This window comes from Kitasatospora sp. NPDC024654 (assembly GCF_055559155.1).
Genome location: NZ_JBVHLF010000090.1, coordinates 1 through 25,704, shown reverse-complemented (window position 1 = coordinate 25,704; position 25,704 = coordinate 1). Strand labels below are relative to the sequence as shown.

Here is a 25,704-nt window from a genome sequence, read left to right as displayed (position 1 = left end):
GAGGTCTACTCGATGCGCAAGGAGCAGGTCGTCCGCTCCTACAAGGGCGAGATCGCCGGGCGGGTGCACGCCGCGCACTGGGCCCAGGCCGGCACCGTGCTGGTCGCCGACCTGCTGGACGGCCGCTCGGACGGCCGCACCCACGCACCGGGCCAGGTGGACCGGGCGGTGGACGCGGTGCGCGCGGCCGGGGCGAGCGGACGGATCCTCTTCCAGGGCGACTCGGGCTACTACGCGGGCGAGGTCGCCGAGCAGATCGTCGCCCGCGAGGCATTGTTCCGCCTCGGGGTCCCGCGCAGCCGGCCCTTGTGGCGGGCGGTGGCCGCCGTGCACGAGGACGACTGGACCGAGGCTGTGGACTACCCCACCGCGCAGGTCGCGCTGCTGGACTACACTCCGGCGGGCTGGCCCGACGGCACCCGTGTGATCGCCCGCCGGGTGCGCTACGACGCCGCCGAACTGTCCGCGGACCCGCGCTCGCGCCGCTCGCGCACGATCGGCAAGGACCAGCTCGCCCTGGTCCTGGACGGCATCGCCGACCAGGCATACGCATACTCGTTCATCGCCACCAACGAGGAGCTGGACCTGGATGAGGAGCTCGCGCTGGCGGAGTGGGAGTTCCGCCGCCGCACCAGGATCGAGGAACTGTTCCGCGACACCGCCCACGGCGCCGGGCTGAACCACCTGCCCTCTGCCTCCCACGCGGTCAACAGCATGTGGATGTGGGGCGCGCTGCTGGCTTACAACCTGTCCGCGTGGCTGCGGATGCTCAGCCCTCTCGGCATGGCACGCCGTCGCATCGCCACCGTGCGCCGCCTGCTGATCCGCCGGGCCGCCCGCTGGACGGTCACCGCCCGCCGCCACGAACTCCACTTCACCGCCGCAGCGGGTGAGTTGATCGCCAACACGCTGGCCAGGATCCGCGCCCACCGTCACCTGCCGGCCGCCTGACCACCGTCCCCACTGGGCCCGCACCACCGTAACCGCCCTGGAAAGCCGCCCACCCGGCACGACAGCCGGGCCGTCCGCCTACCCAGACACACCGCAACGGCGCCAACGGCCAGCACAGAGATCAACTGACCAGCCGTCGGCCACTACCTGCGGATTCGGGTCTGAGGGGGCCGGGACGCAGCAATGCGTCCCGGCTACCCGACTGCTCAGCGTAGTCACTGCCGACGGCTCCACCCAGTCCGGCTCCCTGATCGACGAGATCGTCCGCGAGGGAGCCCGCCGCATGCTCGCCGCCGCCCTGGAAGCGGAAGTCAACCAGTACATAGCCGAGTTGACTGCGGAGAAGGACGAGTATGGGCGCCGCCTGGTGGTCCGCAACGGCCACCACCGGCCGCGGTCGGTGGTCACCGCGGCCGGCCCGGTCGAGGTCAGGGCCCCGCGGGTGAACGACCGGCGGATCGACGAGGAGACCGGCGAGCGCAAGCGGTTCTCCTCGAAGATTCTCGCGCCGTGGTGCCCGAAGTCGCCGAAGATCTCTGAGGTTCTGCCGCCGCTCTACCTGCACGGACTGTCGTCCGGGGACTTCGTACCCGCCCTGGAGCAGTTCCTCGGCGGCACCGCTGGCCTGTCCTCGGCCACCGTCACCCGGCTGACCAAGCAGTGGAGCGACGACCACGCCGCCTTCCAGGAGCGAGACCTGTCCGACCGCGACTACGTCTACGTCTGGGCCGACGGCGTGCACCCCAAGGTCCGGCTCGGCCAGGCCCACTCCTGCGTCCTGGTCCTGCTCGGCGTCCGACTGGACGGCACCAAGGAGCTCATCGCCCTGGCAGAGGGGCTTCGGGAGTCCACCGAGTCGTGGGCCGACCTGTTGCGAGACTGCCGCCGGCGCGGCATGCGCGACCCCGAGTTGGTGGTCGGCGACGGTGCCATGGGCCTGTGGCGGGCGCTCGCCGAGGTGTTCCCGGCCGCACGGCATCAAAGGTGCTGGGTTCACAAGGCCCGCAATGTCACCAACTGCCTGCCGAAGTCCGCACAGCCCGGGGCGACGAAGGCAATGCAGGAGATCTACAACGCGGAGGGCCGCAGCCACGCCGAGAAGGCGATCGAGGCCTTCGCGCGCGCCTACGGTGCCAAGTTCCCGAAGGCCGTCGCGAAGATCACCGACGACCGGGACGAACTGCTCGCGTTCTACGACTTCCCGGCCGAGCACTGGATCCACCTGCGGACCACGAACCCCATCGAGTCGACCTTCTCCACCGTCAAGCTCCGCACCAAGGTCACCCGCGGCGCCGGGAGCCCGGCCGCGGCCTTGGCCATGGTGCTCAAGCTCGTCGAGTCCGCCCAGGCTCGCTGGCGTGCGATCACCGGCGCCCACCTCGTCCCGCTGGTCCGCGCCGGCGCACGCTTTGAGAACGGCGTCCTGGTCGAGCGGTCCGAGGTGGCGGCATGAACGCCATGATTGCGGTACTTGGAGCGCTGACCGACCGCGATCCGGATCGTCGCGATGTCGCCGCCGACGCCCTCGGGGACCGCCTGCGCGGCACCGCACTCGACGCGGACACCGCCCGTCTGGTCGTCGCACGCCTGGTCAGCCTGGCCATCAACGAATCGGTGACCAAGGTCCGCGAGTCCGCCCTGAACTCGATCAGCGAGGCATTCAACCACCACCGCCTGCCCCTGGACCTCGTCGAACCACTGACGGCCGCCATGCCGACGATGGAGCGCGAACTCCTCGAACACGCTCTCTACATCCTCGGTGCCACCCACTCCCCGCAGGCCCGGCCCCTGATCGAGCCCTTCCTCCAGCACCCCGACCCAAAGGTACGCGAAGTAGCCCGGCTCGCAGCAGCCGAGATCACCGCAGCCGAGTCGGAGGGCCTCACTCACAACTCTTGACTAGCAGGCCGGCGGCAGTCGTGCTGTTCCGTCCCCAGCGCCCCGGCATCGACCGCGTGGCGCATCCGCTTCTGCCGACGGAATGGGAAAGTTGACGCCTGCCGGCACTGCTCGGAGCGGTCCGCAAGGCCAAACATCGGGTGTGTCAGAGCCGTCTCATGGTGAACAGGGTGGTCCCGTACGCCGCGTCCACTTCCTTCCGCTCGGTCTCGGTGAACCCGACCTTGGCCAGCACACGGCGAGAAGCGGTGTTCCAGTCCCAGACCGTGGCCCACAGACGTTCGTACCCCGATGATCTCGCCCATTCCAGAACCGCCAACGAGGCCTCAGTCGCGTATCCCTGACGCCAAACTCGGCGTAGCAGCTCGAACGCCAGTTCCGGTTTCCCTGTCGATCCTCGCCCGCTGTCGACCAGCCCGCAGTAGCCGATGACGTCACGAGAGGCCTTCCGCTCGACCGCCAGCAACCCAATCGACCACAGCTGGTTGGTGCGGATCGAATCCTCGAGCTCCGCGACCGTGGGGTGTCCGTCCGCGTCGATCCGGCGGTGCGGCGGCACTCGTGGATCACGTTCGGTCCACAGCTCACGCTGGACGACAGCCTCGGCTACCCGCCAAGGTCTGAGTAGCAGGCGAGTCGTCTCGAGTACAATCTCGCTGCCCGGAGTCGCGCCACCTGTCATGACAGCAACCATCTCACGGGCGAACGCACTGTCGTGCCACGGGGCGCACGGTCGGTCCTGCCGGTCGTGGACGCTCGATGTGCGGGACCACCGAGGTCAATTGCTGAGCGTCGTCTTGGACTTGTGCACCTTCGGCTGTACCCGGTTGGACGCGTTGACCCGCACCCCCACATTCTCGACCCAAGCGACAACGTCGCCGGCGTGAACGACCCGATCCACAACTCTTGACAATGGCTCCGACGGTGGCGTGTAGGGGTGATCGGGTCACGCGCCTGGACGAGGATGGGGTACGCCGGGGGCGATGGTGCGAACGCTCTGACGTCAGGGCCGGGAAAGGCGTCGGTGATCAGCCCTCGTCGTCGACGGTGCTGCCGTCGACGACGGCGTCGAGTTGGGCTGTCAGGTCGTCGACCATGCGGCCGAGCAGGCGGATGAACTCTTTGCGGTCTTTGGCGGGCCATTCCGTCAGGGCGGTAGCGAACCAGCCGTTGATGACTGCTGTATAGCGGTCGACGAGGTGCTGCCCGGACGGTGTGAGGGCGATTAGGCGGGCCCGCTGGTCGTCCGGGTCGGGAACGCGCTTGACGATTCCCCGCTTCTCCAGGTTGTTGAGCTGCCGGGTGACGTGGGGCCCGACGACCTGCATGCGGGTGGCGATCTCACCGACCCGCAGCGGGCGTTCGGCGGTGTCAAGGGTGACGAGGATCGTCATCGCGGGCCGGTCCAGCGTCACCTCGGCGGCCTCGGTGGCTCGTTCGTACAGCTGCCCGCGGTTCAGTAGGGCCCTGAGCTGCATCATGCGCGGCAACAGCCCTGTGGTCGCGTCGCTTCTCGGGTTCACGCCCCAACTCCCTTGATGGATACCTAACTTAGGTATATTGTCATCCTTGGACCCAGCCGCCGACAGCGGCCCAGCTCACCTTCGGAAATGATACCTAAGGTAGGTAATTAACGCCATGAACGAGCCCTCGCTCGACGTCCTCATCATCGGCTCCGGCCCCACCGGCCTGACTCTCGCCTGTGAGCTGGCCCGGCGCGGCGTGAGCTTCCGCCTCGTCGAGCGCGCCGAGCAGCCGAGCACCGCCTCGCGCGCCAAGACCATCCAGCCCCGCACCCTGGAGGTCGCCGACGACCTCGGCGTGATCGAGCGTGTCCTCAAGGAGGGCGCGGTGAACATCCCCACCCGCCACTACGACCGCGACCGGGCGGTCTCCGAGGCTGTCGAGGTCGCCGGCGGTACGCCCGCGCCCGACGCCCCCTATCCGCCGGTGTGGCTCTCCCAGCCGAAGTTCGAGCAGATCCTGCGCGACCGCCTGACCGAACTCGGCGGAACCATCCACTGGGGGACCGCGGTGACTAGTCTCCAGCAGGACGCTGACGGCGTCACGGCCACAGTCGAGACCGCAGCGGAGCAGCGCACCATACGTGCCCGGTACGCCGTCGGTGCGGACGGCGGACGCAGCACCGTCCGCAAGCAGGCCGGCATCGCGCTGAACGGCACCTCTCACCCGGACCAGCGCTGGCACCTCGGCGACGTCCGGATCAACGGCCTCTCCCGCCACTGCCAGCACCTGTGGACGAGCCGGGAGCACGGCATCCTCTCCCTCTTCCCGCTGCCCGGCACCGACCTGTGGCAGTTCCAGGCATCCATCCCCGCCGACGAGGCCGAACCCGAAGCGCCGTCCCTGGAGCTGTTCCGTCGCATCTTCGCCGCCTGCACGGGCATGCCCGAGGTGAGCATCCAGGACGCCGACTGGCTCTCCCTCTACAAGATCAACGTGGCCCTGGCCGACCAGTACCGCGCAGGGCGGATCTTCCTCGCCGGAGACGCCGCGCACATCCACTCGCCGGCCGGCGGCCAGGGCATGAACACCGGCGTCCAGGACGCCTACAACCTCGGCTGGAAACTCGCGGCCGTCCTCGCCGGCGCCGACCCCACCCTGCTCGACACCTACGAACAGGAACGCCGCCCCATCGCCCAGGCCGTACTCCGTGACAGCACCGCCCGGCTCCACAAGGTGATGCGCGCGGCGAGCGAGGGCGACGGATCATCCGCGCAACGCGGACTGACAGACGACCTCACCACCGGCCTGAGCATCGCCTACCCCGACAGCCCGCTCACCGACGGCCCAGATGCGGGGGGCCGCGCCCCCGACGCCCCCTGCCAGGACGCCGCCACCGGCCACCCCGTGCGCCTGTTCGACCTGCAACGCGGCCCGCACTGGACGCTCCTCTCCTTCGGAACCATGACGGCCAACCAACCCCCCTCCGGCCTGCGGGTCTTCCGCGTAACCACCGATCCGACCGCCACCAGCCCCGACACGGTGATCGACATCAACGGCCACGCCCACCAGGCCTACGACACCGCCAGGGGCGAACTCGCCCTCATCCGCCCCGACGGCTACATCGCCGCCCGCCGCCCCACCTGCGACCTGGCCGCCGTGCTCGCCCTGGCCACCCCGCACGGCCTGTGACACTCCAGCTCTGGCCAAGCGGCAGTCATCCACGCGCGGCACCCACGAAAAAGTCCAGCTCAAACGCCGACAAGGCGACATCACCAAACGCATACGCCGGTCCTCCCACCGCCCCTCCAAGTCGCCGGGCCGAGGGGCTGCCCGGCACGGCCGTGCAGTGGGGAGCCTGGGCACACGTGGGCGCGGGGCAGAACATGGCAGACCGCGGATTCACGATGATCAGCCCGGCGGACGGCGTCGACGCGCTCCGGCGCATCCTCGATGCCGGTTACGGACACATCAGCTACTCCCCGATCGACCAGGACCAGTGGCTGGCCCCGTACCCACACGCAGCGCGCTCCGCGTTCTTCGCCGAGACCGCGCGCACCGCAGGCGACGGTGGGGCCGTACTCGTCGATGACCTGCTGGCGGCCCCGGACGACACCACCCGCCGTACGCTGCTGCACGCACATGTCATCGAGATCGTCCGCGACATCCTCAACGCGCCCGGCCAGCACATCACCCCGACCACCTCGATGGTCATGCTCGGCCTGGACTCCCTGGCGGCCATGCAGCTCAGGCAGCGACTCCAACGCTCCCTCGGACTGTCCATCAACACCGCCGTGCTGTGGCTCAAGCCCACCGCCGCCGGCTCACCGACTGGATCCTCCAGCAGATGGGCTACGAGCCGGGGAGCCAGCCGTCTCACACGGAAGGGCCAACACCGCTGTCGGTAAGTGGCTGGCCGACTACCAGGCCGGGACGCGTAACCCCTTCAACGCCTTCGACGGCATCACCTGCATCAACCTCGACGAACGCCCCGACCGCTGGCAAGCGATGCAAGGCCGTCTGACCGCCCTCGGCATCCCACCCGAACGAGTCCACCGCCACACCGGGCAACCACCACATCGGCTGCGCCCTCTCCCACCGCCACGCCATCCAGCAGGCCCACACCGACGGCCTGGAAACCCTGCTCGTACTGGAGGACGACGCCGTCTTCCTCCCTGGCGCCGCCTGGGTGCTGCGCCGCGCCCTGGCCGAACTCGGGGAACGGCCGTGGTCGCTGCTCTACCTCGGCGGCGTGGACTGGGGCCGGACCTTCCCGCGCGCCGAGGGCTGCCACCACCTGGAAGCCGTCACCGGCATCACCACCGCCCACGCCATCGCCTACCACCTCAGCGTCTTCACCCACCTGCTCGGCGAACTGCCCGACACCGTCGAAGACATGACCGCCTGGATCCAGCGCCACAGCGCTATCGACCAGTACCTGGCCCGCTGGGACCGGCCCGACTGCTACCGCACCGTCCCTCATCGCCGTCCAAGCCGACCAGATCCACCTGGCGCCAGAGGATCTGCGTGACCAGTTCGCCCCGTGAACCGAACCCGGCACAGCGGTGCGGGGTGCCGAAAGTAGCGCCCCCAATGAACGCCCCCCGAGCCCGCCGCGACGGGCTGCGCGTCAAGCAGATTGCCGACGGCCGCCTGGCCGTCTACAACGAGCACGCCGAGCAGGGACACCTCCTCAGCCCCCTGTGCGCCACCGTCTTCCACCTCACCGACCTCACCACGGCCGTCACCCGCACCCACCCGTCGGCCGACACCGCCGTCATCCGACTCACCCTCACCGAACTGAACACCGCCCACCTGCTGCGTGAGTGACCGACCCCGGGCGGCCTCGGGACACTCGCAGCACAGGGCATCCATGCCACCCCCACACCAGGCCCGCCGCCAGCGCTCCACCGACCGCTCGCTGACCCGCAAGTCCCGGGCATCACCGCGGTCTTCCCGCCCGCCTCGAACCGGCCTCCAGCCTGCTCCTGCAGTCCCGCCACCACGGCTCGGCCTGCTACATGGCGACCAGCGACATCAACCTGCAGACCAAGCTCGCCACGGTGTCCCTGCCGTTCATCGAGCCCTGACCAGAACGGCCGGGCGCCTTTGGTTCCATCCACTCGGTGCTGGGAGTCGTCACGGGCGCACAGTAACGTACTGACCTTCGCTGCCTCGAAGTTGATGGAGGCGATCGAGGATGGCGGAGTGGTGCTGCTGCTGCGGGCGGCCGGGTCCCTGAACCCGCAGGCGCTGCGGGGGCCCGGGAGCGCTGCCGGTTCAGGGGGCTGGTGGAGCAGCGGTCAGGTGAGCAGGTCGGCGACGAGGTCGGCGAAGGCTTCGGGGGTGAGGATGCGGATGCCGAGTTCTTCGGCCTTGGCTCGCTTGGAGCCGGCCTTCTCTCCCGCGACCAGCAGGGTGGTCTTCTTCGACACCGGGCCGGAGGCCTTGCCGCCGGCGCGTTCGATCAGCTCGTTCATCTCGTTGCGGGACAGCGCGGCCAACGCTCCGGTCATGCTGCCGGTAACGACCACCGCCTCGCCGGCCAGCGGGCCGGCCGCGGTCGCGCCCGCAGTGGCCATGGTGGCAGTCGCGGCCGCGGTCGGGGTGGTCCGGGCGGTGCCGACATTCTGCGCGAGCAGGCGGTCCAGCAGCGGGCCGAGTTCGGCGAGCTCAGCGACGATGACCCGGGCCTTCTCCGCGCCGATGCCCTCGACCAGGGCCAGCGCCTCGGCGTCGGCGGCGCGGAGCGCGGCCATCGACCCGAAGTGGACGGCGATCCGGCGGGACATGGTCCGGCCGGTGCCGCGCACCCCCAGCGCGCAGAACACCCGGTTCAGCGGCCGGCTGCGGGCGGTCTCGATCGCGGCCAGCAGGTTGTCAGTGCTGATCTCGCCCATCCGCTCCAGCCCGAGGAGCTGCTCGCGAGTGAGGGTGAACAGGTCGGCGATGTCCGTGACCAGGCCGGCCTCGACCAGCTGGACGGCGCGGGTGCCGCCGAGCCCCTCGATGTCGAGCTGGTCGCGCCCGACCGCGTAGCGAATGCTGGCCACGGCCTGGCAGTTGCGGCCGCGCACGCAGCGCCAGCGCTGTTCGGTGGCGTCGATCGCGTCCCCGCACCGCGGGCAGACCTCCGGGAAGACGATCGGCTGCTCGGCGCCGGTGCGCTCATCCACCAACGGTGCCTCCACCCGCGGGATCACGTCGCCGGCCCGGTAGACGAAGACCTGGTCACCGAGCATCAGGTCGCGCCGGGTGATGTCGGCGGGATTGTGGAGCGTGGCGCAGGTGACGGTCACCCCGTCGATGACCACCGGCGCCAGCACGGCGCGCGGGGCGATGATGCCGGTGCGGCCCACGTTCCACTCGACGTCCAGCAGCCGGGTCACCTTGTGCACCGCCGGCAGCTTGCGGGCCACCGCCCAGCGCGGCGCCCGGGACCCGGCCCCGGCCTGCTCCTGGTCCGCGGCGGCATCGGCCTTGATCACCACCCCGTCGATACCGAACGGCAGCGCGGCGCGCAGCGCGGCGATCTCCTCGACGCGCTGCTGGGCCTCCTCGACGCTCGCGCAGTGTGCCGGGTGGGCCGCGGTACTGGCGGCGGTGTTCGTGCCGAGCTCGGCCAGGTGCCGCAGCAGCACGCTGTGGCCGAGGCCCTCTGCTAGGCCTATGGCGTCGTAGCCGAAGAACGTCGACTCGATCCGGTACGGGCGGTCCCTGGCCCGCAACGTGCCCGCGACCGCGTTGCGCGGGTTGGCGAACGGGGTCGCGCCGTGCGCGGTGCGGACCTGGTTGGCCTGGTCGAACTGGTCGTTGGTGAACAGGACCTCGCCCCGGACCTCGACATCGACGGGCTCGGTGAGCAGCGCGGGCAGTCCCAGGATCGCATCGGCGGCGTGGGTGATGTCCTCGCCGGCCAGGCCGTCGCCGCGGGTGATCAGCCGGCGCAGGCGGCCGGCGGTGTAGCGAGCGGCGACCGCGAGGCCGTCCAGCTTCGGCTCGACACAGAAGCCCTGGGCGGGGCGGCCCAGCCGGCGCTCCAGCCTCTCCGCCCAGTCCGCCAGCTCCCCGGCGGAGAAGACGTTGTCCAGGGACAGCATCGGCACGCTGTGCGGCACATCCCCGCTCACCGCCCCGCCGGCGACCTTACCGGTCGGGGAGTCGGGCAGCACCTCGTCCGGGTGCGCGCTCTCGTAGGCCTCGATCGCCCGCACCAGGGCGTCGTACTCGTCGTCCCCGAGCGTGGTGGCCCCGTCCGTGTAGTAGGCGGCGGCCGCCCTCACGGCGCTCTCAACGGCATCACGGTAGTCGGCAGGCGACAGCAGCACGGCGTTCTCGATCATGCGCACCATCCTCGCGCCACTCACTGACAACAGGCTGCGGACGACGCACGGCGAGCAGCCCATCGCGTTTTGGTCGCAGGTCAGGACAGGTGCCAGTCGCCTGTGGCCAGGGCCGGGAAGGTCAGACGTTTGCGGCAGCCTCGAAGACGGCGAGGGCTCGGGCGTTCGAACGCGCCGTTCGGGCCGACCACGATGTCCTGCTGGGCTTGTGGGTGGGTCGGTGGCGGAATCGACGGTCGTCCCCGTTGGGCGGTCCGCCCGCTGTGGCTGCCGTACTTGTCGTGGCTGACAATGCGTGAACGTTCGCGCTCAGCCGTGGCAGGGCCCGTCGACGACGCTCGTCGCACCGTCGACCGTGTCCGGAACCGTCAAACACACCTGCTTGCCGCTCTTCGGGTCGGTGATGGTCACCAGCCCGCTCGTCTTGAAGGAGGCCGCCTCCTCCACCTGGTAGGGCTCCAGCACGTCCAGCATCGCCGGATTCTCCAGGCCATCGCGCGGCGAGGTACTGCACGGGATAGTGATCGTGGGCCCTCCACTGGGCAGCAGCCATGTAGGTTCCGGCACGGGCGAGACGCAGCTTTCGGCCAACGAGACTGCTACGCCGGCGATCCGCTGCCCGGCCGTCTGCAGGTCACGCTCGTCTGACGGTCCTCGGATTGATGCCCGACCAGCATGACGGCACCCAAGGCGCACAGGCCCAGGCCGAGCCCGAGGAGCCCGCCACCGATGCCTCCGGCACCCTTCGAGTCGCTGGGACCCTTCGAGTCGCTCGCTCGATGCGCCTGCGCTGCCGCCGCACCCGCAACCAGAGCCAAGCCCCCGACCGCGAGGCAGGCCAGAGCCGGCCCTGTCGAGATCGACCCCACATGCTCGCCGGTATGCGGCATCCACTGGGCGACTAACACCCGAACCACCCTCCCCCATCAGTCCGCTATCAGCCTATAGGTGGGTTGTGACAGCCTCCGCGCCGCTCTGATGGATTCAACGCGGGCCGTGCGGCCATCGCCTCCGCCGCCCTACTGCCGTTGTCAGTCCCACCCCGGCCACCACGCCCTTCCTCACCGCGGCCGACGATCGGCTCCGCCCAGGGTCGGCTGACCGCGGCACGGACGGTCACGCTGATCCGCGAGGCCATCCCGCCCTCCAGCTCCTGGGTATGACGTCTCCAGGAACCGGAGGGGCGGTCTGTTGCTGGTCAGTCGCGATGCGTGCTCTGGGTGATCCGGTCGATGACGGGCGCGGCCTGTTCCGGGTTCTCCTCCAGCCACCTGGCGAGGTGTTCCCGGACAGCCTGTGCGACGCAGGCGCGGACTGCGACGTTGCCCAGCCGGTCACGCATGGCGCCCTCGAACTCGGGGTGGTCCAGCTTCACCGAGACGACCGCCGTCAGGCCCTCGCCGATCCGGTCGAAGCTGAGATCGGGGTCCGCGGCTGTCAGCAGGCGCCGCCCCCGTGCGTACGCGTTGACCGCGGCCGCCACACCGTCGCGGAAGCCCACCGTGTGCGTGCCGCCGCCATGGGTGGGTCGGCAGTTGGCGAAGCCTTGGACCGGCGCTGTCACGTTGGCCGGGGTGGTGGTTGTCTGATGGTGTGTCAGCTCGTGCTGGGGCCGGGTGCCGGCCTGGGGTCAGGCCGCGGCCGGCGAGCCGATGTTCTTGGTGGCGTGGTCCCAGATCGTGAAGCGGACGGTCATCTCGAAGCGGTGTTCGGCGGCGGTGCGGAGATGCCGTCGGGTTCGGAAGTGGGGTGAGATGCCGACGCACTTGTCGCCGCGCCAAGGGATCGCCCCAGGTCAGACCACCTTTTGGTTCCCTGATGAGAGCGGAGTGAGTGCGGGGTTGCTCGACCTTCGATCCGCAGCACGAGAGCATGGGCACGGCGATTTGTACGACTCCCTTTGGGGGCGATCACCATGCGCTCCGCAGCCCACGCCGGGCACGTCTTCCGCCGGTGCGGCTGCCGCGACCAGCAAGGCAAACAGCTCGGAGCCAGCTGCCCCAAGCTCGCCACCGACCCCGATCACGGCACCTGGACCTTCTCCCTCGACCTCCCCGAAAACGCGTCAAGGCCGCTCCCACCTCACAGTGAAAACGGCCTCCGACCTGCGAAAACGCTGGTCGGGACGACAGGATTTGAACCTGCGCCCCCTTGACCCCCCATCATGAGAAGATGCCGTCGAGCCAGTCGTAGACGACCTGGTTGCGTAGCCGGGGAGCCATCGGCCCGCAGTGAAGCTGCGCGCCCTCGGCTGTGGTGAACGTGCGCTGCTGCTTGTCGCACCGCAGCAGGTTGTAGACCTCGTTCTCCTGGCCGGGGGTCGGCATGACGAGTTGGTCGCCTTCGTACGTGGTGACGAGCGTGGGCGTGGTGACCTGGCTCGCCACGTCGGCCACGGTGAACTGCATCAGGGTCGTGCCGAGGTCGTAGAGGTCGGTGAACACCTGGCCGGCGCGCGCGGACAGCATGATCTGCCTGCCGTACCCCTCCGCCGCCTTCACCACCTCGAAGCGCTCGACGTCGCTCATGGCCGGGATGAAGTCTTGCTGCCAGATGCTGTTGATCTGCTCCTTGGTGGCTCCGTCGGCGAAGAGATCGGTGATCTTCGTCTCGAGGTTCTGCCAGGACTCCCAGAGGCTGAGGAATCCGGGGTCCGCGACCGCGGCGGCGAGCCGGTGTTCGAAGGCGGCCGCCCGGACGACGAGAAGGCCGCCGAGGCTCGACCCGCTCAGGGCGACGCGTGCGGGGTCCACCTCCGGCCGTGAGCGCAGATAGTCCACGACCGGCGTGACGACGTTCTCCCAGTCGTGGCGGAACAGGATCTGCCGTTCGAACAGCATCGAGCCCTGCCCTGGGCCTTCGAAGATCAGGGCGTTGTAGCCGCGTTCGAGGGCGGCCGCCGCGCCGAACGCCCACATCCGTACGTTCTGCGCGTCCTCGCCGTTGTTGAGGATCACTGTCGGTCGACGCATCGGCCGGTGGTCCGGCCGCAGCAGGTAGCCCGGCAGCCAGCTGTCGCCGTAGGGGATGCGGACCGGCTCGAAGGGCGGGGCGGACAGCTCGGCGAACAGACTCCAGCAACGCCGCATCGCGGCATACGCGCCGGCTTCGTTCGCCCGCGCGCTCGTGCCGAGGATGAAGTAGAGACAGAGGTCGTAGTAGGACGCGGCCCGCAGGTAGGCGGCGCGGGCGCTGGGGGTGTGCCCGGCGGCCAGCTCCTGGCCGGCCTGTGCGTCGATGCGTTGGGCGAGGGAGAGGAAGGTGTCGTAGTACGTCTGGTACGACGCGCCCGCCGCGTTGATCGCGTTGACCGCCGTGACCAGCTCGCCGAACTCGGCGGAGCCGTATCCCGTGCCGCCGAAGGCGAAGAGCGTGTCGAAGTCGAGGTCGCTCAGCGTGAACAGGTTCTGCAACGGCTGGGGAGAGGCGGTGGTGGTCGAGGCGGTCGCGGCGAGCGCGGTGGCGCTGGTGATTCCGGTCGCCAGCAGTGCGGCGCTACCTGCGCCGAGTACGCCTGCGCGCAGCAGCGACCTTCGGGAACCGGGGCTGGACGCCGCTCCGGATGGCGTGGACGACATGCGATGGCTCCTTCTACGTGCTGACGTCTTGGGTCTGGATGGGCGACATCCTTTTCGGGCGCAGGGTGACGGGGCATCACCCTGTTCGTGTGATTCAACATGCCGTGGGAGGATCGCGTGCGTGAGCTCTACGGGTCTGATTGGGGCGTCGCAGGCGTTCCGGCTGCGGCTGGAATGGTGGCGCGACCGGGACTGACCGGGCTGCTGGGTGAGGCGGTGCGGGTCACGACGGTGTCGGCCCCGGCCGGGAGCGGGAAGACGACACTGCTGTGTTCGTGGATCGAGGAGTCAGGCCTGGGCGATCGTGTCGCGTGGGTCACGGCTGGGCGGGATGAGCGTGATCCACAGAGGTTCTGGGTGTCCGTGGTCGACGCGCTGCGGCGCACGGCTCCGGGTACGGGGCTGATTCAACCCGCCTCGGCGGCGCCGGACGCGGACGGATGGGCTCTGGTCGAGCGGTTGCTGATGGGGCTCGCACCATTGCGGGAGCAGTTGTGGCTGGTGGTCGACGACCTGCACGAGCTCGGACCGGTGGCCGTACGGCAGCTTGAACTGCTGGTGATGCGGGCACCGTCGAGCCTGCGGTTCGTTCTCGCCTCACGGCATGACGTGCGGCTCGGCCTGCACCGGTTGCGGTTGGAGGGTGACCTCGCCGAGATCCGGGCGGCCGATCTCCGGTTCAGTCCGGCTGAGGCACGGGAACTGTTCGCGGCGGCGGGCCTGAGCCTCCCGGAGTCGGCATCGATGGCGCTGCACGAGCGGACCGAGGGATGGGCGGCCGGACTGCGCATGGCGGCGATGTCCCTGGCCGGGCATCCGGACCCCGAGCGGTTCGCTGCGGAGTTCTCCGGCAGCGAACGGACGGTGGCCGAGTACCTGCTCGTCGAGGTGCTGCAGCGACAGAGCGAGGAGGTCCGCCGGCTGCTGCTGCGCACCTCGATCCTGGAGTGGGTCAACGGGGAGTTGGCTCAGGCGCTGACCGGCAGCGTCATCGGGGAGCGGTTGTTGCGGGACCTGGAGAGTGCTGGTGCCTTCGTCATGTCCCTCGACGCGGCCCTGACCCGATTTCGCTACCACCCGATGTTCGCCGCGCTCCTCTCACTGGAACTGCGCCGTTCGGAACCCGGCGAGGTCGCGGTGCTGCACAGGACCGCGAGCAGCTGGTTCGCCGCGCGCAACCATCCCGTCGAGGCGATCCGCCATGCCCAGGCAGCACGTGACTGGAACCTGGCGGCACAACTGCTCGTCAGCCGTTGGCCAAGCCTGTATCTCGACGGCCGGGACACGGTCATCCACGAGCTGCTCGGCGGATTCCCCGGCGGGTTGCGCGCAGCCGACGCCGAGCTCGCGGCTCTGACCGCGGCGGACGAACTGGCGCACGGGTCGCTGAAGGCGACCGAACTGTACGTGTCCCTGAGCGAGCGAGCCATGGAATCGGTACCGACCGCCCGGCGCGGACGGGCCCAGCTGCTGCTCGGCATCGTTCGGCTGCTGACGGCCCGCCAACGCGGAGACCTGGCGGCGGAGGCACAGGAGGCCGAGCGGCTCAACGCGACGGCCGGATCCCCGGAGGCTGCGCACCCCGGCTTGAGCGAGGAACTGCGCGCGGTGGCTCTGATCGGTCTCGGCTACGCGAACAGCTGGACGGGCGGGCCGGCGCGGACGCGGCATCTGGAGGAGGGCATCGCGCTGGCCCGCCGGATCGGCAGGCCGTACCTCGAGTTCACCGGCCTCGCCTACAAGTCGGCGATCGAGGCCACCCGTCAACTGCCGGAGGCGGAGGACGACTCCCGCCGGGCCATCGAACTGGCTGAGCGGCACGGCTGGACGGACAAGACCGCAGTCGGAGTCGCCGGGGTGGCGCTGGCCGGCGCGCTGGCCTGGCAGGGCCGGCTCGCCGAGGCCGAGGTGTGCCTGCGGCGCGCCGGTCTGACGGTCGGACCGGAGGTCGAGGCCGTGGCGTCGTTGGCGGCGCTGTTCATCCGCGGCCAACTCGAACTGGCGCGCGGACGCGCCGCCGAGGCGCTGACCACGTTCCTGGCCGCCGAGGTGCTGACCGGCCGCATGACCACGCCGCATCCGTTCGTCAGACCCGTGCGTGCCTGGCTTCTGCGCACACGGATACGGCTCGGCGAGACCGATCAGGTTGAACGAGCCCTCACGGAGCTCGGCGAGCGGGAACGGGGCAGTGGTCTGATCCGCGTCACCGCCGCGATCCTGCGCCTGGCCCAGGACGATCCGCGCGCAGCGATCGCCGAACTCGCTCCGGCTCTTGCAGGTTCAGCCCATCAGGAGCGGCAGTCTTGGCTGGTCGAGGCCTTCCTGTTGGAGGCGAGCGCTCGGCAGGCGCTGAGCGACGGGCCTGGCGCCGGCCTCGCCCTCGAACGGGCGCTGGAGCACGCCGAAGCGGGCGGCGCGCTGCTGTGGTTCCTGCTGCACCCGGTAGTGGACCTGCTGGACCGGCACACTCGGCGAAGCACCTCGCATTCCCGTCTGATCGAGGAGATTCGGAGCCTGCTGGCCGGGCGGACTCCGCCTTCCCGTAGCGGGGCTGCTGAGCCGCAAACTCCGTCCGAGGCGTTGAGTGAGAGCGAGATCCGGGTTCTGCGTTACCTGCCGACCAACCTGACCGCGCCGCAGATCGGGGACGAGTTGTGCGTTTCGCGCAACACCGTCAAGACGCATATGCGCAGCCTGTACGCCAAGCTCGCTACCCACACCCGGGCGGAGACCGTCACCCGCGCCCGCGAACTCGGCTTGATCGCCCCGTCGGCGATCCCGCGCTGACGATTCGCGTGCGAGGATGCTGATCGTGAACAGCGTGGACGGACCGGCCCGCTCACCCGGATACGTCACCCGCCCCGCGAAGGCCGGAATCATCGCCCGCCCGGCCTTGGTCGCACGGATCGGTGCGTCAGCGCGGGTCACCGTCGTGTCGGGGCCGCCGGGCAGCGGCAAGACCGTACTGCTGCGAACGTGGGTCGGCGGCGAGGCGGACCGCGGGGCGAACCGGGTCGGCTGGGCGACCATGGGGAGTGAAGAGCGTGATCCACAGCGGTTCTGGCTTTCCGTGGTCGCCGCGTTGCGCAGCACGGCGACGGGTGCCGAGGTGGTGCGGGCGGTGACCGCGGCGCCGGACCTTGACGGCTGGGAGTTGGTGGAAACGCTTCTCAAGGACCTGGCACAGCTACGGGATCCGATCTGGCTGGTCCTCGACGACGTGCACGAACTCGACGGCTCGGATGCGCTGCGCCAGCTGGAACTGCTGGTGCTGCGCGGGGCGGCGGAGCTCCGGTTCGTCCTCGCCACCCGCCACGATCTGCGCTTGGGCCTGCATCGGGTACGTCTGGACGGCGCGCTCTGCGAGATCCGCGCCGCCGATCTGCGCTTCACCCTGCCCGAGGCCCGGGAGCTGCTGACAGGGGCGGGCGTGCAACTGTCGGACCCGGGGACGCGATCGCTGCACGAGCGCACCGAGGGATGGGCGGCCGGACTCCGGCTGGCGGCGTTGTCCCTGGCGGGACGGCCGGATTCGGAACGCCTGGCGCTCGAATTCTCCGGGAGTGAACGAACCGTCGCCGAGTACCTGCTCGACGAAGTCCTCGATGGACAGCCAGGGAACATTCGAAGGCTGCTTCTCCGCACATCTGTCCTGGAGTCGGTCAACGGGGACCTGGCCGACCTCCTGACCGGGGACCGGGGCGGGGAGCGGGTACTGCTGGATCTCGAGCAGACCAACGCATTGATCGTCGCTCAGGACGCGGACCGTACCTGGTTTCGCTACCACCGGCTCTTCGCCGACTTTCTCCAGTCGGAGCTGCGCCGGACCGCGTCATCCGAGATCGCGCAACTGCATCGCTCGGCGGCCGAGTGGTACGCCCGACACGGGCACCCGGTCCAGGCGATCCGACACGCCCAGACCGCCGGAGACCGGGAGCCGGCTGCCCGGCTGCTCGCCGATCACTGGACCGGACTGCACCTCGATGGGAAGGCCACCGTCGCCCATGAGCTGCTCGTGGGCTTCTACTCACCTGAAGAACGCGCAGCCGATGCCGAACTGGCCGCGCTGACAGCCTCGGACGCGGTGGCACAGGGCCTGGTGGAATCGGCGGAGCAACATCTGGGCTGGGCCGAACGGTCGGCGGTGTCGGTGCCTGCCGCTCGAAACGGACAGTTCCAGATGCTGCTCGGGACCGTGCGGCTGGTGCTGGCCCGCCAGCGTGGAAACCTTTCGGCCGTCGCCGAGCAAGTGTCGCTCCTGCGTGCGCTCGCCGAGAATCCCGACTCGAAGTGGCCCACCCTGAGCGCGGATCTGCACGCACTCTCCCTCAACAGCCTCGGGATCGCGCAGGTGTGGGCCGGGCACTTCGCCGACGCCGAAGGCCACCTCCAGCAGAGCCTTGATCTCGCTCGCCTCATCGGTCGGCCCTACCTGGAGTTCACGAACCTCGCCTTCCTCGGGGTATGCGCCACGCAGGGGATGCCCGAACGCGCCGGCGAGCGCTGCCGCGCAGCGATGGAGCTTGCCCGGCGGCACGGCTGGACCAGCGAGCCGGCCGCCGGCGTCGCCTGCGTGACCCTCGGCGTTTCGTACGCCTGGCAGGCCCGCCTGACGGATGCAGAGAACTGCGTTCGGCGGGCTGAAAGCGTGATCCGCGCGGAGACTGATCCGTCGGCGACCCTCGGAGTCCGTTATGCGCGTGGTCTGCTCGAGGTCAGCCGCGGCCGGCACGCCGAGGCGCTTGCGGCGTTTCGATCCGCCGAGGCACTGGCCGACGACCTCACCGCGCCGCATTACCTGCTGGTCCCGATCAGGGCACTGCTGACACTCGCGCTCGTACGGATCGGGGAGCTGGAACGTGCCGAACAGGCCCTTGCCGAATTCGACGAGCAGCTCAAGGGCTGCGGACAGATGCGAGTCGCCGCCGCTGCGCTCGCCCTCGCCCGCAACGAGCCGCGCGCAGCGATCGACACGCTGGCCCCGGCCGTCGACGGCACGGCCGAATACATGGGCGTCTTTCATGACTCCTGGCGCGCTCAAGCCCTCCTGGCCGACGCGATCGCCCGAGACCGCCTCGGCGACCGGGCTTCCGGACGTGCCCTGGAGCGCGCACTGGACCTTGCCGAGACCAGCGGTGTGCGAACGGCTTTCCTCCTGCATCCGATCACGGACCTGCTGATGCGTCATTCGGGGCATCGCACGAGCCACGGAGCACTGGTCGCCGAGCTCACGAGCCTGCTGGCGACATGTGCGGCCTCCTCGTCGCCCACCGGACCCGAGCCCCTGCACGAGCCGCTCAGCAAGACTGAATTGAGAGTTCTGCGTTATCTGCCGACGAACCTGACCGCGCCCGAGATCGCCGAGGAACTCTCCATCTCGCTCAACACCGTCAAGACCCATGTGCGAAACCTCTACGTCAAGCTCGACGCCCACCGGCGGGCCGAGGCGGTCGAACGAGCCCGCTGCCTGGGCCTGCTCGGCCCTGGACCAGCGGCTACGGCGCCTACGGTAGAGACCTGAATTAGTGAACGACTTTCTGCGATTGCGGCCGGATGCGCCCCGGCGTCGCGATCCGATGCGCGCGCAGCATTTTCGGCGAATCCGGGCGAGCGCCGCGAATAGGGCGCGCTCGGACCAGGCGGTCTTCGGCTTCGGGTCGGCTGGCGCGGTATCGCTGCCATTTCTTCACTTCTTCTGTATGCCCGGCCGAGAGCCTGGTCAGGCCCGTAGGCCGCACACCGGAGGATCGTCATGAGCTGAGGTCAGCAGGCAGGAATATCCCTTCGCCGTCCTTCCACGACTCTGCGATGCTGATCGAAAGCTCCAAGCAGAGTCGCCACCAGTGCGCGCGGACCGCATCTTCTGAGGACATGGTGTTGTGAGTCGATCAGCTCGTCGAACTGCTTGACCTGGGGGCAGCCGCAGGGCCAGCGGCGAACCTGAAACCGGGCGATCCGAACCCGGTGTTCGCCGTGGACACCGAGCGAGGGCCGTGGGTCATCAAGACCGCCCGGCCAGCCGGAGCCTGGTGGCTCGACCGGGTACAGCGTGCCGCGAGCCTTGAACAGGCAGCCCTTGTTGCGGGCGTCGCGATGCCCGGTGTTGCGCCTGCGACTCCCGGAGAGCGAATCGGCATGTGGACTCCGGCCGGGGACGGCACCTATGCCCGCGCGCTGGTCCGTATCACCGGATCTCACCCGCCGGTCCCGCTGGCCCTGGAAGTCTCCCGCTGGGTCGGAGGGACGCTGGCCGCCCTCGACACCGTCGCACCGCCGATCCCCGGAGCCTGGGAGGAGACCGGGTACCCGACGTACTCGGCCCAGGAGTGGGCCGACTGGCTGGACGAGGCCCGCACGCTCGAGGTGCTCTCCTCGGCGCAGGCCGTCGACGCTGCGCACCTGATCGCCGAACTCAACGAGCGTCGGTCAGCACCGGCCCGGGCGCCGACCTCGCCGCCGTGGACCGGGCGCAGAACACCGCGGCCGTACCACGCTCGGACGCGCCGAGCGCGATCGACGGCTACACCGCCGAGCAGGGCAGCCTGCAGATGATCCAGGGCTTCCTGTTCGCGGTGAGCGCGCTGGTCGTGGGCGCCTTCTTCACGGTCTGGATGGTTCTCCGCACGCAGTTCGGCGATCTCCGCCGGGGCCGCCGCCAGCTCGCTCCGCAACTCGCCAACGAGCGCGACCAGTTCCGCGTAACTCGGCAGTGGCGGGGTCTCGGACACGATCTCCAATGATCAACGAGTTGGACGCCAAGATCAACTCAGTGTGCAGGACCACCGAACCAGTCACCAATCGGGAAGGTACGCCCTCCGCGTCCCTCCCGGAACCGATCCACAGACATCCGAGCTCTGCCCTTCCGGCAGATCGTCTTGCATGACGCGAGCACAACTACTGAGGCCGGTGCTTCAGGGTGACCAGGTCGCCACGAAGCAGCTGACGCTGTCCACGGTCTCGGCGTACAGGAGATGGTGAGTGGTCAGGTCCCAGTCGGCCCCGTCCAGCAGCTGCCAGGGCGAGCGACCAGACACCCCCAGCTCACGAGCGAGGCCCCCGTCCACGTCCGGGAAGAATCCGTCCACGTCACCGCTGGCCAGGGTCGTGTCCCGCCGAGTGGTGTAGCCGATCTTGCCTCAAAGCTTCACAGGTGCGCAGCTGCCGGGAGACCGGACGGCGCCCTCGGACTGAAGCCCACAGGCTGACGCCTTGTCAGCCCAGACTGGGTTCCCGAAGCCGGGATTCCGGTCGTGAACTGCGCTTTTGCCGCCTTGATCGGCTACACCACTCGGTGGGACACCATCCTGGCCAGCGCGGCAGCGATGCCCGCGTCGATCTCCTCGACCCGCGGGTCGGGGCGCCGGGCTCCGTCCGCGCCGGCGTGGGTCGGACCGTTCCCGATCACCAGCATCCCTACGCGGTCCGCCCATCTCGCCAGGTAGACGCCGTCCTCGCCGTTCATGGGCCAACTCCGGGCGCGCCGACCAGGGGACGCTGCCCCACTGGCCGGTACGCCCGGCGGCGGTGAGCCAGGCGACGGCGCCGTCGAGCAGGGCGAGGACGGCGGGCACGTCCTCCGGCGCCCGCCCGTACGGATCTTCATACGATCCGTTCTACCCCACCCGCTGATGACCTGTCACCCGACGGTGACGGGTCAGCCGTGCAGCACCGTCACCCGCAGCTGTGGGTCGGCCTGGATCTCCGCCTCGGTGAACCGCTCGGTGACCCACTGCTTCGCCGAGAAGAGCGCGGTCTGGTCGGTGTAGTGCGGCGAGCGCTGGTTCACCGACTCACCGTAGGTGAGCAGGGTGCGGGTCCGCGGGCCCTGGGCGGTCAGCTCGGTGGCCATGATGAAGCTGGAGCCGTTGGCGTAGCCCTGCGGCCAGGTCGGGTAGACCGCGCCGGTGGTGCCCGAGTCGGCGGTGGCGGTCACCGCGTTGAAGCAGCCCTGCACGTCGTCGCAGCCGGGCACCGGGATGCCGTCCCACTTGTGCGTCTCGCCGAGCGTGACGTCCACCGGCAGGTGGTTGGCGGCGAACCACTGCACGGCGTCGGCGAGCGCGTGCTGTGCGGTGGTGTCCTCGCTGTTGACACCGCGCGGAGTGGTGAGCGGCTGCGCGGGGTCGTACGGGACCCGCCACCAGGTCTGCGGCCAGGCGTTGAACAGCAGCCGGGAGAACTGCGTCCAGAGCGCGGTGCCGCGGCTGTTCAGGTCACCGCGGGCGTCCCAGGCGGCGAGCGTGTCGCAGGCCGCCCGGACGTCGACCTGGCTGCCGTCGGTGGCGGTCAGCTGCGGGTGCGCCCGGCAGAGCGCCACCACGTCCGCGCGGTCCAGCTCGGCGGTGTAGTCCCGGTCGCCGAGCATGGTCGCCTGCAGGGTCGGCAGCGTGAAGCCCGGGGCGCCCAGGCCGTCCGTCCCGTCCAGCCGCTGCGCGATCATCCGCAGGCCGAGCTGCGGCCGTGGGGCGAGCTGCTGGTCGGTGTTGTAGCCGCCGGCGAGGTTGGTGAGCGGAGCGGCCGGATTGGTCAGGTACGGGCCGTTGTTGGAGTTGGCCACGTAGTCGGTGCGGGTCAACCGCGGCCAGGCGGACGGGCCGTGGATGCCGGGCACGATCGCGTCCGGGGCGGTGCCCCAGTCGCAGGCGGTGGTCGAGCCGTCCAGCGCGCCGTCCGGCTGGTCGCCGCCGCCGGGCAGCGTGCAGCGGGCGAGTTGGGCGTCGGTCAGGTCCGGCACCACCGAGGAGTCGGTGAAGTACGCCGTGCCGCTGCTGTCGGTCGCGACCGTGTGCGTCCACGGCATGCCCTGGTAGGCACGCTGGGCGGCGCGCAGCTGGTCCAGGCTCTGCGCCCGATCCATCGCCAGCCACTCGTTCATCGAGCGCAGGTTGTCGGCGTTGGCGTCGCGCAGTGCGTAGGCGTAGCCGCTCGTCCAGTCGTAGGCGAGCACCGGGCCGTAGCGCGAGGTCCACAGGGTCCGGGTGACGGTGGTGAGCGTGCCGTCCGGGTTGCGCACGGTGACCGGGACGGTCTGCCGCTGCATGTGCTCGACCTTGCCGTCGACGGTGTAGCTGGTCGGGTCGCCGGGCGTCAGGGTGAGCCGGTAGAGCGAGGCGTGCTGCGCGTAGGTCGTGGTGTGGGTCCAGGCGAGGTGCTCGGTGTGGCCGATCTCGACCAGCGGGGTGCCGACCAGGCCGGCGCCGGAGACGTCCAGGGTGCCGGGGATGGTCAGTTGCACCTGGTAGAAGCGGCTTCCGCCGGACCAGTCGAGGTGCGGGTTGGCGAGCAGCATGCCGTCCTGGCCCTGGGTCGCGTCGCGGCCCAACGCCCAGGCGTTGCTGCCCAGTTCGTGATCGGCGCCGGGGTGTGACGGCTGCGCCGGCAGGTGCGGCGCGGCGGGTCTGCCGGCGGCCGGCGGGGTCGCGTCGGCGATCGCGCCGGCGAAGCCGGTGGCGCCCGCCAGCTCGTTGATGTCGTACTCCAGGTTCCAGATGTCCTGCGCGGTGATCGGGACGACCCAGGGCTTGCCCTGGCAGGTCGGGTCGGGCAGCTTGGCGACGCCGGTGTCGCGCAGGTAGCGGTTGTAGCCGGCGACGTAGCCGTCGACCAGGCGGCGCAGCTCCGGCGTCGGGCCGAGCGGCGCCGGATGGTCCAGCAGGTGCTCGACGGTGCCGGCGCGGCGCAGGCCCTGGTAGTAGGTGTCGCTGTCCAGGTTGCTGACATCGGGGTTGTCGGCGGACGGGGTGCCGGTCGGGCCGAAGTACCGGGAGCGCTCGCCGCGCAGTGTGACCACCCGGTCGGCGAGCTCGCACAGGTTGTCCTGCGCGAACGCGTAGCCGTAGCCGTAGCCGAGGCTGCCGTAGTCGTCGGCCAGGATGTGCGGGATGCCGTACTCGGTGCGCCGGATGTCGACGGAGTAGCCGTGGCCGCTCAGGCTGTCGCCGGTGGCGGGGACGGGGGCGGCGGCCAGTGCGGTGGCGGGTAGGGTCGCGGCGGTGCACAGGGCGGCCACGAGGACGGCCAGCCGGCGTGCACGTCGCACGGTGTGACGCTGAATCAGATTCCGCATGGGATCCACCGTGCCCCGGGCGGTGCACGGTCGGCATCCGCCTGTGGGGCTAAGGGACGCGTCAGGGGCCCGGGCTGTGGACGTACACCCGCGGGCGGACAACGGGGGCATGAGGCTCTTCGTGCCGGAGGTCTGGCACCTCACGCTGGTCTTCCTCGGCGAGGTGGCGCCGGAGCAGCTGCCGGCGCTGCGGGAGGGGCTGGCGCAGGCGGCGCTCGGGTACCCGGCGCGCCGGGTGCGCACGCGGGTCACCGCGGTCGTCAGGTCGAGCGTGTCGAGGATGGTCACGGTGGTGCTCTCCTCTCCCTCTACCAGCCCGTGCCGCTGATCGGCACGATGCCGGGGCTCTTGGGGTCGCGCCGCAGGATGCCGTCCGGAGCGGTGTAGCGGACGTTCAGCCCGATGCGGGCGCCGCTACTGGTGTTGGTGCCGGAGCGGTGCACCAGGCGACTGTCCATGAGAACAGCGCAGCCGGCGCGCAGCGGCACGGGGACGGTGGTCTCGGGGGGTGAAGTCGGCTGCCTGGTCGGCGCGGCCGCGCTCGGTGCCGTTCGCCGGCTCCTTCTCGATCGGCAGGTAGCCGAGCTGCTGGGAACCTGGGGCGGTGTGCAGGCACCCGTTGGTCTCGGTGGCTGAAGTTCCCCTACTGATCTGGACAGCCTGATACTGGGACGGTTGAGTCCCGGAGGAAGCAGTCCAGGTCGTGAGTGGCAAGAGCAACATGGTGCGCCACGAGGTTCTACGTAATCGTGTGGGGATGGAAGGGCTCCACCACGGGGCCGTCGCAGCGGTCCGGTTGAAGCTGGAGGCAGCCCGATCCGGGGATCGCCGGGGAGGGCGGGAAGCAGCCTCGACAACGTCGGGACGGGTCGGCACTGCCAGACGGTCCGGGCCCGGCAAGCAAGGTCAGAAGGCGTAACGCGAGTGAACCAGTGGTGGAAGCTCCGTAACCTTGCCTCCGGCTCCAACCTGGCGGATATGGGCCGGAATGCAGTGCGTGACCCGATTTGAGTAGGCGGGTCAACTCCGAAGCCGATTCATGTTGGCGATGAGGAGGCCACGTTGAATGCCTGCGGCGTAGGCGTGGCGATGCTGCCGGGGTATAGCTGGACGCCGACCTGGCCGAACGATGCGTAGGGAACGTGGGAACCATCCCCGGTCGCCCTCCCGCCGGACCTCCAGTCCGGTGGTGGGCAGGCTCGTTGCCGGCTGACGGTCGTGGGATGGGGCGGAGGCCCTGTAGTAGTCCGGGCGCGCGAGAGGCGCGCACATGGCGAAGGGGGCCAGCAAGTCGAGCAGGGAGGATGCTGGAATGCCGGGAGGGCGTTGGTGAACACCGACGAGCTGGAGTGGGCCTTGTTCAAGGCCGAGCGCCGGGTGCTGGAGATCCAGACCAAGCTGCACCGTTGGGCCGTGGCCGATCCTCATCGGCGGTTCGACGATCTGATGAACCTCGTGGCCGACCCCGCGTTCCTGCTCATCGCATGGGACCGGGTTCGGGGCAACAAGGGTGCCAGGACTGCCGGGGTGGACGGCCATACGGCCTCGTCCATCGCGATGCGGCCGGGCGTCGGGGTGTTTCTCGACGCGCTGCGGACCTCGTTGAAGGACCGCAGTTTCCAGCCGCTTCCGGCGCGGGAGCAGCTGATCCCGAAGCCGGGTACGGCCAAGCGCCGCCGCCTGGGGATCAGTACGATCCGCGACCGGGTGGTCCAGGCGTCCTTGAAGCTGGTGCTGGAGCCGATCTTCGAGGCGGAATTCCTCCCGTGTTCGTACGGGTTCCGCCCCAACCATCGGGTCCATGACGCGGTGAGGTGACCCCCGGAACGTGGACACAGGGGTTCATGCTGCGTGTGAGAGTCTAGCGTGCGTGTGGTGTTGCTGTTCGAACTCGATCGGTGAG

23 protein-coding genes and 4 pseudogenes are annotated in these 25,704 nt (G+C 69.9%); 14 read left to right on the top strand and 13 right to left on the bottom strand.

All coding sequences use genetic code 11. From position 1 onward, the window contains the following. The 3 genes from ACZ38L_RS32760 to ACZ38L_RS32750 form a co-directional block, all read left to right on the top strand. Window positions 1-951, top strand: a 951-nt coding sequence (locus ACZ38L_RS32760) for a transposase (RefSeq protein WP_465700248.1), incomplete at its 5' end; no start/stop codon positions are given. A gap of 202 nt (window positions 952-1,153) precedes the next feature. Continuing rightward, a complete protein-coding gene (locus ACZ38L_RS32755) occupies window positions 1,154-2,404 on the top strand; it encodes an IS256 family transposase (RefSeq protein WP_465700251.1) in 1,251 nt (416 codons plus the stop codon). After that, entirely contained in the window at window positions 2,401-2,850 is a 450-nt protein-coding gene (locus ACZ38L_RS32750) for a HEAT repeat domain-containing protein (RefSeq protein ID WP_465700245.1), read from the top strand. The genes ACZ38L_RS32755 and ACZ38L_RS32750 overlap by 4 nt, the downstream gene beginning before the upstream one ends. Window positions 2,851-2,995: 145 nt before the next feature. On the opposite strand, the gene ACZ38L_RS32745 is transcribed toward ACZ38L_RS32750, so the two are convergent. Continuing rightward, window positions 2,996-3,532 carry a GNAT family N-acetyltransferase gene (locus ACZ38L_RS32745; RefSeq protein WP_465700242.1) on the bottom strand — a complete coding sequence of 179 codons (537 nt, stop codon included), beginning with the start codon at window positions 3,530-3,532 and terminating at the stop codon, window positions 2,996-2,998. Between the two features lie 346 nt (window positions 3,533-3,878). Next, window positions 3,879-4,373, bottom strand: a complete 495-nt coding sequence (locus ACZ38L_RS32740; RefSeq protein WP_465700238.1) for a MarR family winged helix-turn-helix transcriptional regulator — start codon at window positions 4,371-4,373, stop codon at window positions 3,879-3,881. A 115-nt stretch (window positions 4,374-4,488) separates the two neighbouring features. Between ACZ38L_RS32740 and ACZ38L_RS32735 the strand changes: the two genes are divergently transcribed. The 5 genes and pseudogenes from ACZ38L_RS32735 (at window position 4,489) to ACZ38L_RS32715 (ending at window position 7,644) form a co-directional block, all read left to right on the top strand. Beyond that, entirely contained in the window at window positions 4,489-6,006 is a 1,518-nt protein-coding gene (locus tag ACZ38L_RS32735; RefSeq protein ID WP_465700236.1) for an FAD-dependent oxidoreductase, read from the top strand. Between the two features lie 194 nt (window positions 6,007-6,200). Beyond that, a complete protein-coding gene (locus ACZ38L_RS32730; protein WP_465700232.1) occupies window positions 6,201-6,722 on the top strand; it encodes a phosphopantetheine-binding protein in 522 nt (173 codons plus the stop codon). Between the two features lie 170 nt (window positions 6,723-6,892). Then, window positions 6,893-7,000 (top strand): annotated as a pseudogene (locus ACZ38L_RS32725) (glycosyltransferase family 25 protein); the annotation flags it as partial. Window positions 7,001-7,003: 3 nt separating this feature from the next. Then, the gene (locus ACZ38L_RS32720; RefSeq protein ID WP_465700230.1) at window positions 7,004-7,345 is read left to right on the top strand and encodes a hypothetical protein; all 342 of its coding nucleotides are present in this window, start codon (window positions 7,004-7,006) and stop codon (window positions 7,343-7,345) included. A gap of 62 nt (window positions 7,346-7,407) precedes the next feature. After that, the gene (locus ACZ38L_RS32715; RefSeq protein WP_465700260.1) at window positions 7,408-7,644 is read left to right on the top strand and encodes a hypothetical protein; all 237 of its coding nucleotides are present in this window, start codon (window positions 7,408-7,410) and stop codon (window positions 7,642-7,644) included. A 33-nt stretch (window positions 7,645-7,677) separates the two neighbouring features. Here the strand turns inward: ACZ38L_RS32715 and ACZ38L_RS32710 are convergent. The 5 genes and pseudogenes from ACZ38L_RS32710 to ACZ38L_RS32690 all read right to left on the bottom strand — a co-directional run. Next, a pseudogene (locus ACZ38L_RS32710) lies at window positions 7,678-7,862 on the bottom strand (helix-turn-helix domain-containing protein); the annotation flags it as partial. A gap of 255 nt (window positions 7,863-8,117) precedes the next feature. After that, complete coding sequence (gene ligA / locus ACZ38L_RS32705) at window positions 8,118-10,166, bottom strand: NAD-dependent DNA ligase LigA (RefSeq protein WP_465700228.1); 2,049 nt, start codon at window positions 10,164-10,166, stop codon at window positions 8,118-8,120. 300 nt (window positions 10,167-10,466) lie between these two features. Further along, entirely contained in the window at window positions 10,467-10,631 is a 165-nt protein-coding gene (locus ACZ38L_RS32700; RefSeq protein WP_465700226.1) for a hypothetical protein, read from the bottom strand. 724 nt (window positions 10,632-11,355) lie between these two features. After that, window positions 11,356-11,721 carry a TopoII/MutL transducer domain-containing protein gene (locus tag ACZ38L_RS32695; RefSeq protein WP_465700224.1) on the bottom strand — a complete coding sequence of 122 codons (366 nt, stop codon included), beginning with the start codon at window positions 11,719-11,721 and terminating at the stop codon, window positions 11,356-11,358. A gap of 598 nt (window positions 11,722-12,319) precedes the next feature. After that, the gene (locus ACZ38L_RS32690) at window positions 12,320-13,735 is read right to left on the bottom strand and encodes an alpha/beta fold hydrolase (protein WP_465700222.1); all 1,416 of its coding nucleotides are present in this window, start codon (window positions 13,733-13,735) and stop codon (window positions 12,320-12,322) included. 357 nt (window positions 13,736-14,092) lie between these two features. On the opposite strand from ACZ38L_RS32690, the gene ACZ38L_RS32685 reads away from it, so the two are divergent. From ACZ38L_RS32685 to ACZ38L_RS32670, 4 genes are all read left to right on the top strand, one after another. Further along, window positions 14,093-16,522 (top strand): winged helix-turn-helix domain-containing protein, encoded by a 2,430-nt coding sequence (locus ACZ38L_RS32685; protein ID WP_465700220.1) that lies wholly within the window; start codon window positions 14,093-14,095, stop codon window positions 16,520-16,522. A 16-nt stretch (window positions 16,523-16,538) separates the two neighbouring features. Then, on the top strand, window positions 16,539-19,256 hold the full coding sequence (locus ACZ38L_RS32680) for a winged helix-turn-helix domain-containing protein (protein WP_465700218.1): 2,718 nt from the start codon (window positions 16,539-16,541) through the stop codon (window positions 19,254-19,256). 443 nt (window positions 19,257-19,699) lie between these two features. After that, window positions 19,700-20,287, top strand: a complete 588-nt coding sequence (locus ACZ38L_RS32675) for a hypothetical protein (RefSeq protein ID WP_465700216.1) — start codon at window positions 19,700-19,702, stop codon at window positions 20,285-20,287. Next, window positions 20,194-20,475 carry a hypothetical protein gene (locus ACZ38L_RS32670; RefSeq protein ID WP_465700257.1) on the top strand — a complete coding sequence of 94 codons (282 nt, stop codon included), beginning with the start codon at window positions 20,194-20,196 and terminating at the stop codon, window positions 20,473-20,475. Before ACZ38L_RS32675 ends, ACZ38L_RS32670 begins: the two co-directional genes overlap by 94 nt. Window positions 20,476-20,646: 171 nt before the next feature. Here the strand turns inward: ACZ38L_RS32670 and ACZ38L_RS32665 are convergent, their stop codons facing one another. The 4 genes and pseudogenes from ACZ38L_RS32665 to ACZ38L_RS32650 all read right to left on the bottom strand — a co-directional run bounded on the left by ACZ38L_RS32665 (window position 20,647) and on the right by ACZ38L_RS32650 (window position 23,774). Then, window positions 20,647-20,820, bottom strand: a complete 174-nt coding sequence (locus ACZ38L_RS32665) for a hypothetical protein (protein WP_465700214.1) — start codon at window positions 20,818-20,820, stop codon at window positions 20,647-20,649. Between the two features lie 194 nt (window positions 20,821-21,014). After that, on the bottom strand, window positions 21,015-21,197 hold the full coding sequence (locus ACZ38L_RS32660; RefSeq protein ID WP_465700212.1) for a hypothetical protein: 183 nt from the start codon (window positions 21,195-21,197) through the stop codon (window positions 21,015-21,017). Between the two features lie 30 nt (window positions 21,198-21,227). Next, window positions 21,228-21,338: pseudogene (locus tag ACZ38L_RS32655) on the bottom strand (GNAT family N-acetyltransferase); the annotation flags it as partial. A gap of 51 nt (window positions 21,339-21,389) precedes the next feature. Then, the gene (locus tag ACZ38L_RS32650) at window positions 21,390-23,774 is read right to left on the bottom strand and encodes a penicillin acylase family protein (protein ID WP_465700209.1); all 2,385 of its coding nucleotides are present in this window, start codon (window positions 23,772-23,774) and stop codon (window positions 21,390-21,392) included. Between the two features lie 136 nt (window positions 23,775-23,910). Here ACZ38L_RS32650 and ACZ38L_RS32645 point away from each other — a divergent pair, with 136 nt between their 5' ends. Continuing rightward, window positions 23,911-24,129, top strand: a complete 219-nt coding sequence (locus tag ACZ38L_RS32645; protein ID WP_465700207.1) for a 2'-5' RNA ligase family protein — start codon at window positions 23,911-23,913, stop codon at window positions 24,127-24,129. Here ACZ38L_RS32645 and ACZ38L_RS32640 read toward each other — a convergent pair. Together ACZ38L_RS32640 and ACZ38L_RS32635 are read right to left on the bottom strand one after the other, a co-directional pair. Next, on the bottom strand, window positions 24,110-24,259 hold the full coding sequence (locus ACZ38L_RS32640) for a hypothetical protein (protein WP_465700254.1): 150 nt from the start codon (window positions 24,257-24,259) through the stop codon (window positions 24,110-24,112). The genes ACZ38L_RS32645 and ACZ38L_RS32640 overlap by 20 nt on opposite strands. Window positions 24,260-24,262: 3 nt before the next feature. Further along, window positions 24,263-24,658 (bottom strand): annotated as a pseudogene (locus ACZ38L_RS32635) (hypothetical protein); the annotation flags it as partial. 472 nt (window positions 24,659-25,130) lie between these two features. Between ACZ38L_RS32635 and ACZ38L_RS32630 the strand changes: the two are divergent. After that, window positions 25,131-25,619 (top strand): hypothetical protein, encoded by a 489-nt coding sequence (locus ACZ38L_RS32630; protein ID WP_465700205.1) that lies wholly within the window; start codon window positions 25,131-25,133, stop codon window positions 25,617-25,619. Window positions 25,620-25,704 lie beyond the last annotated feature (85 nt).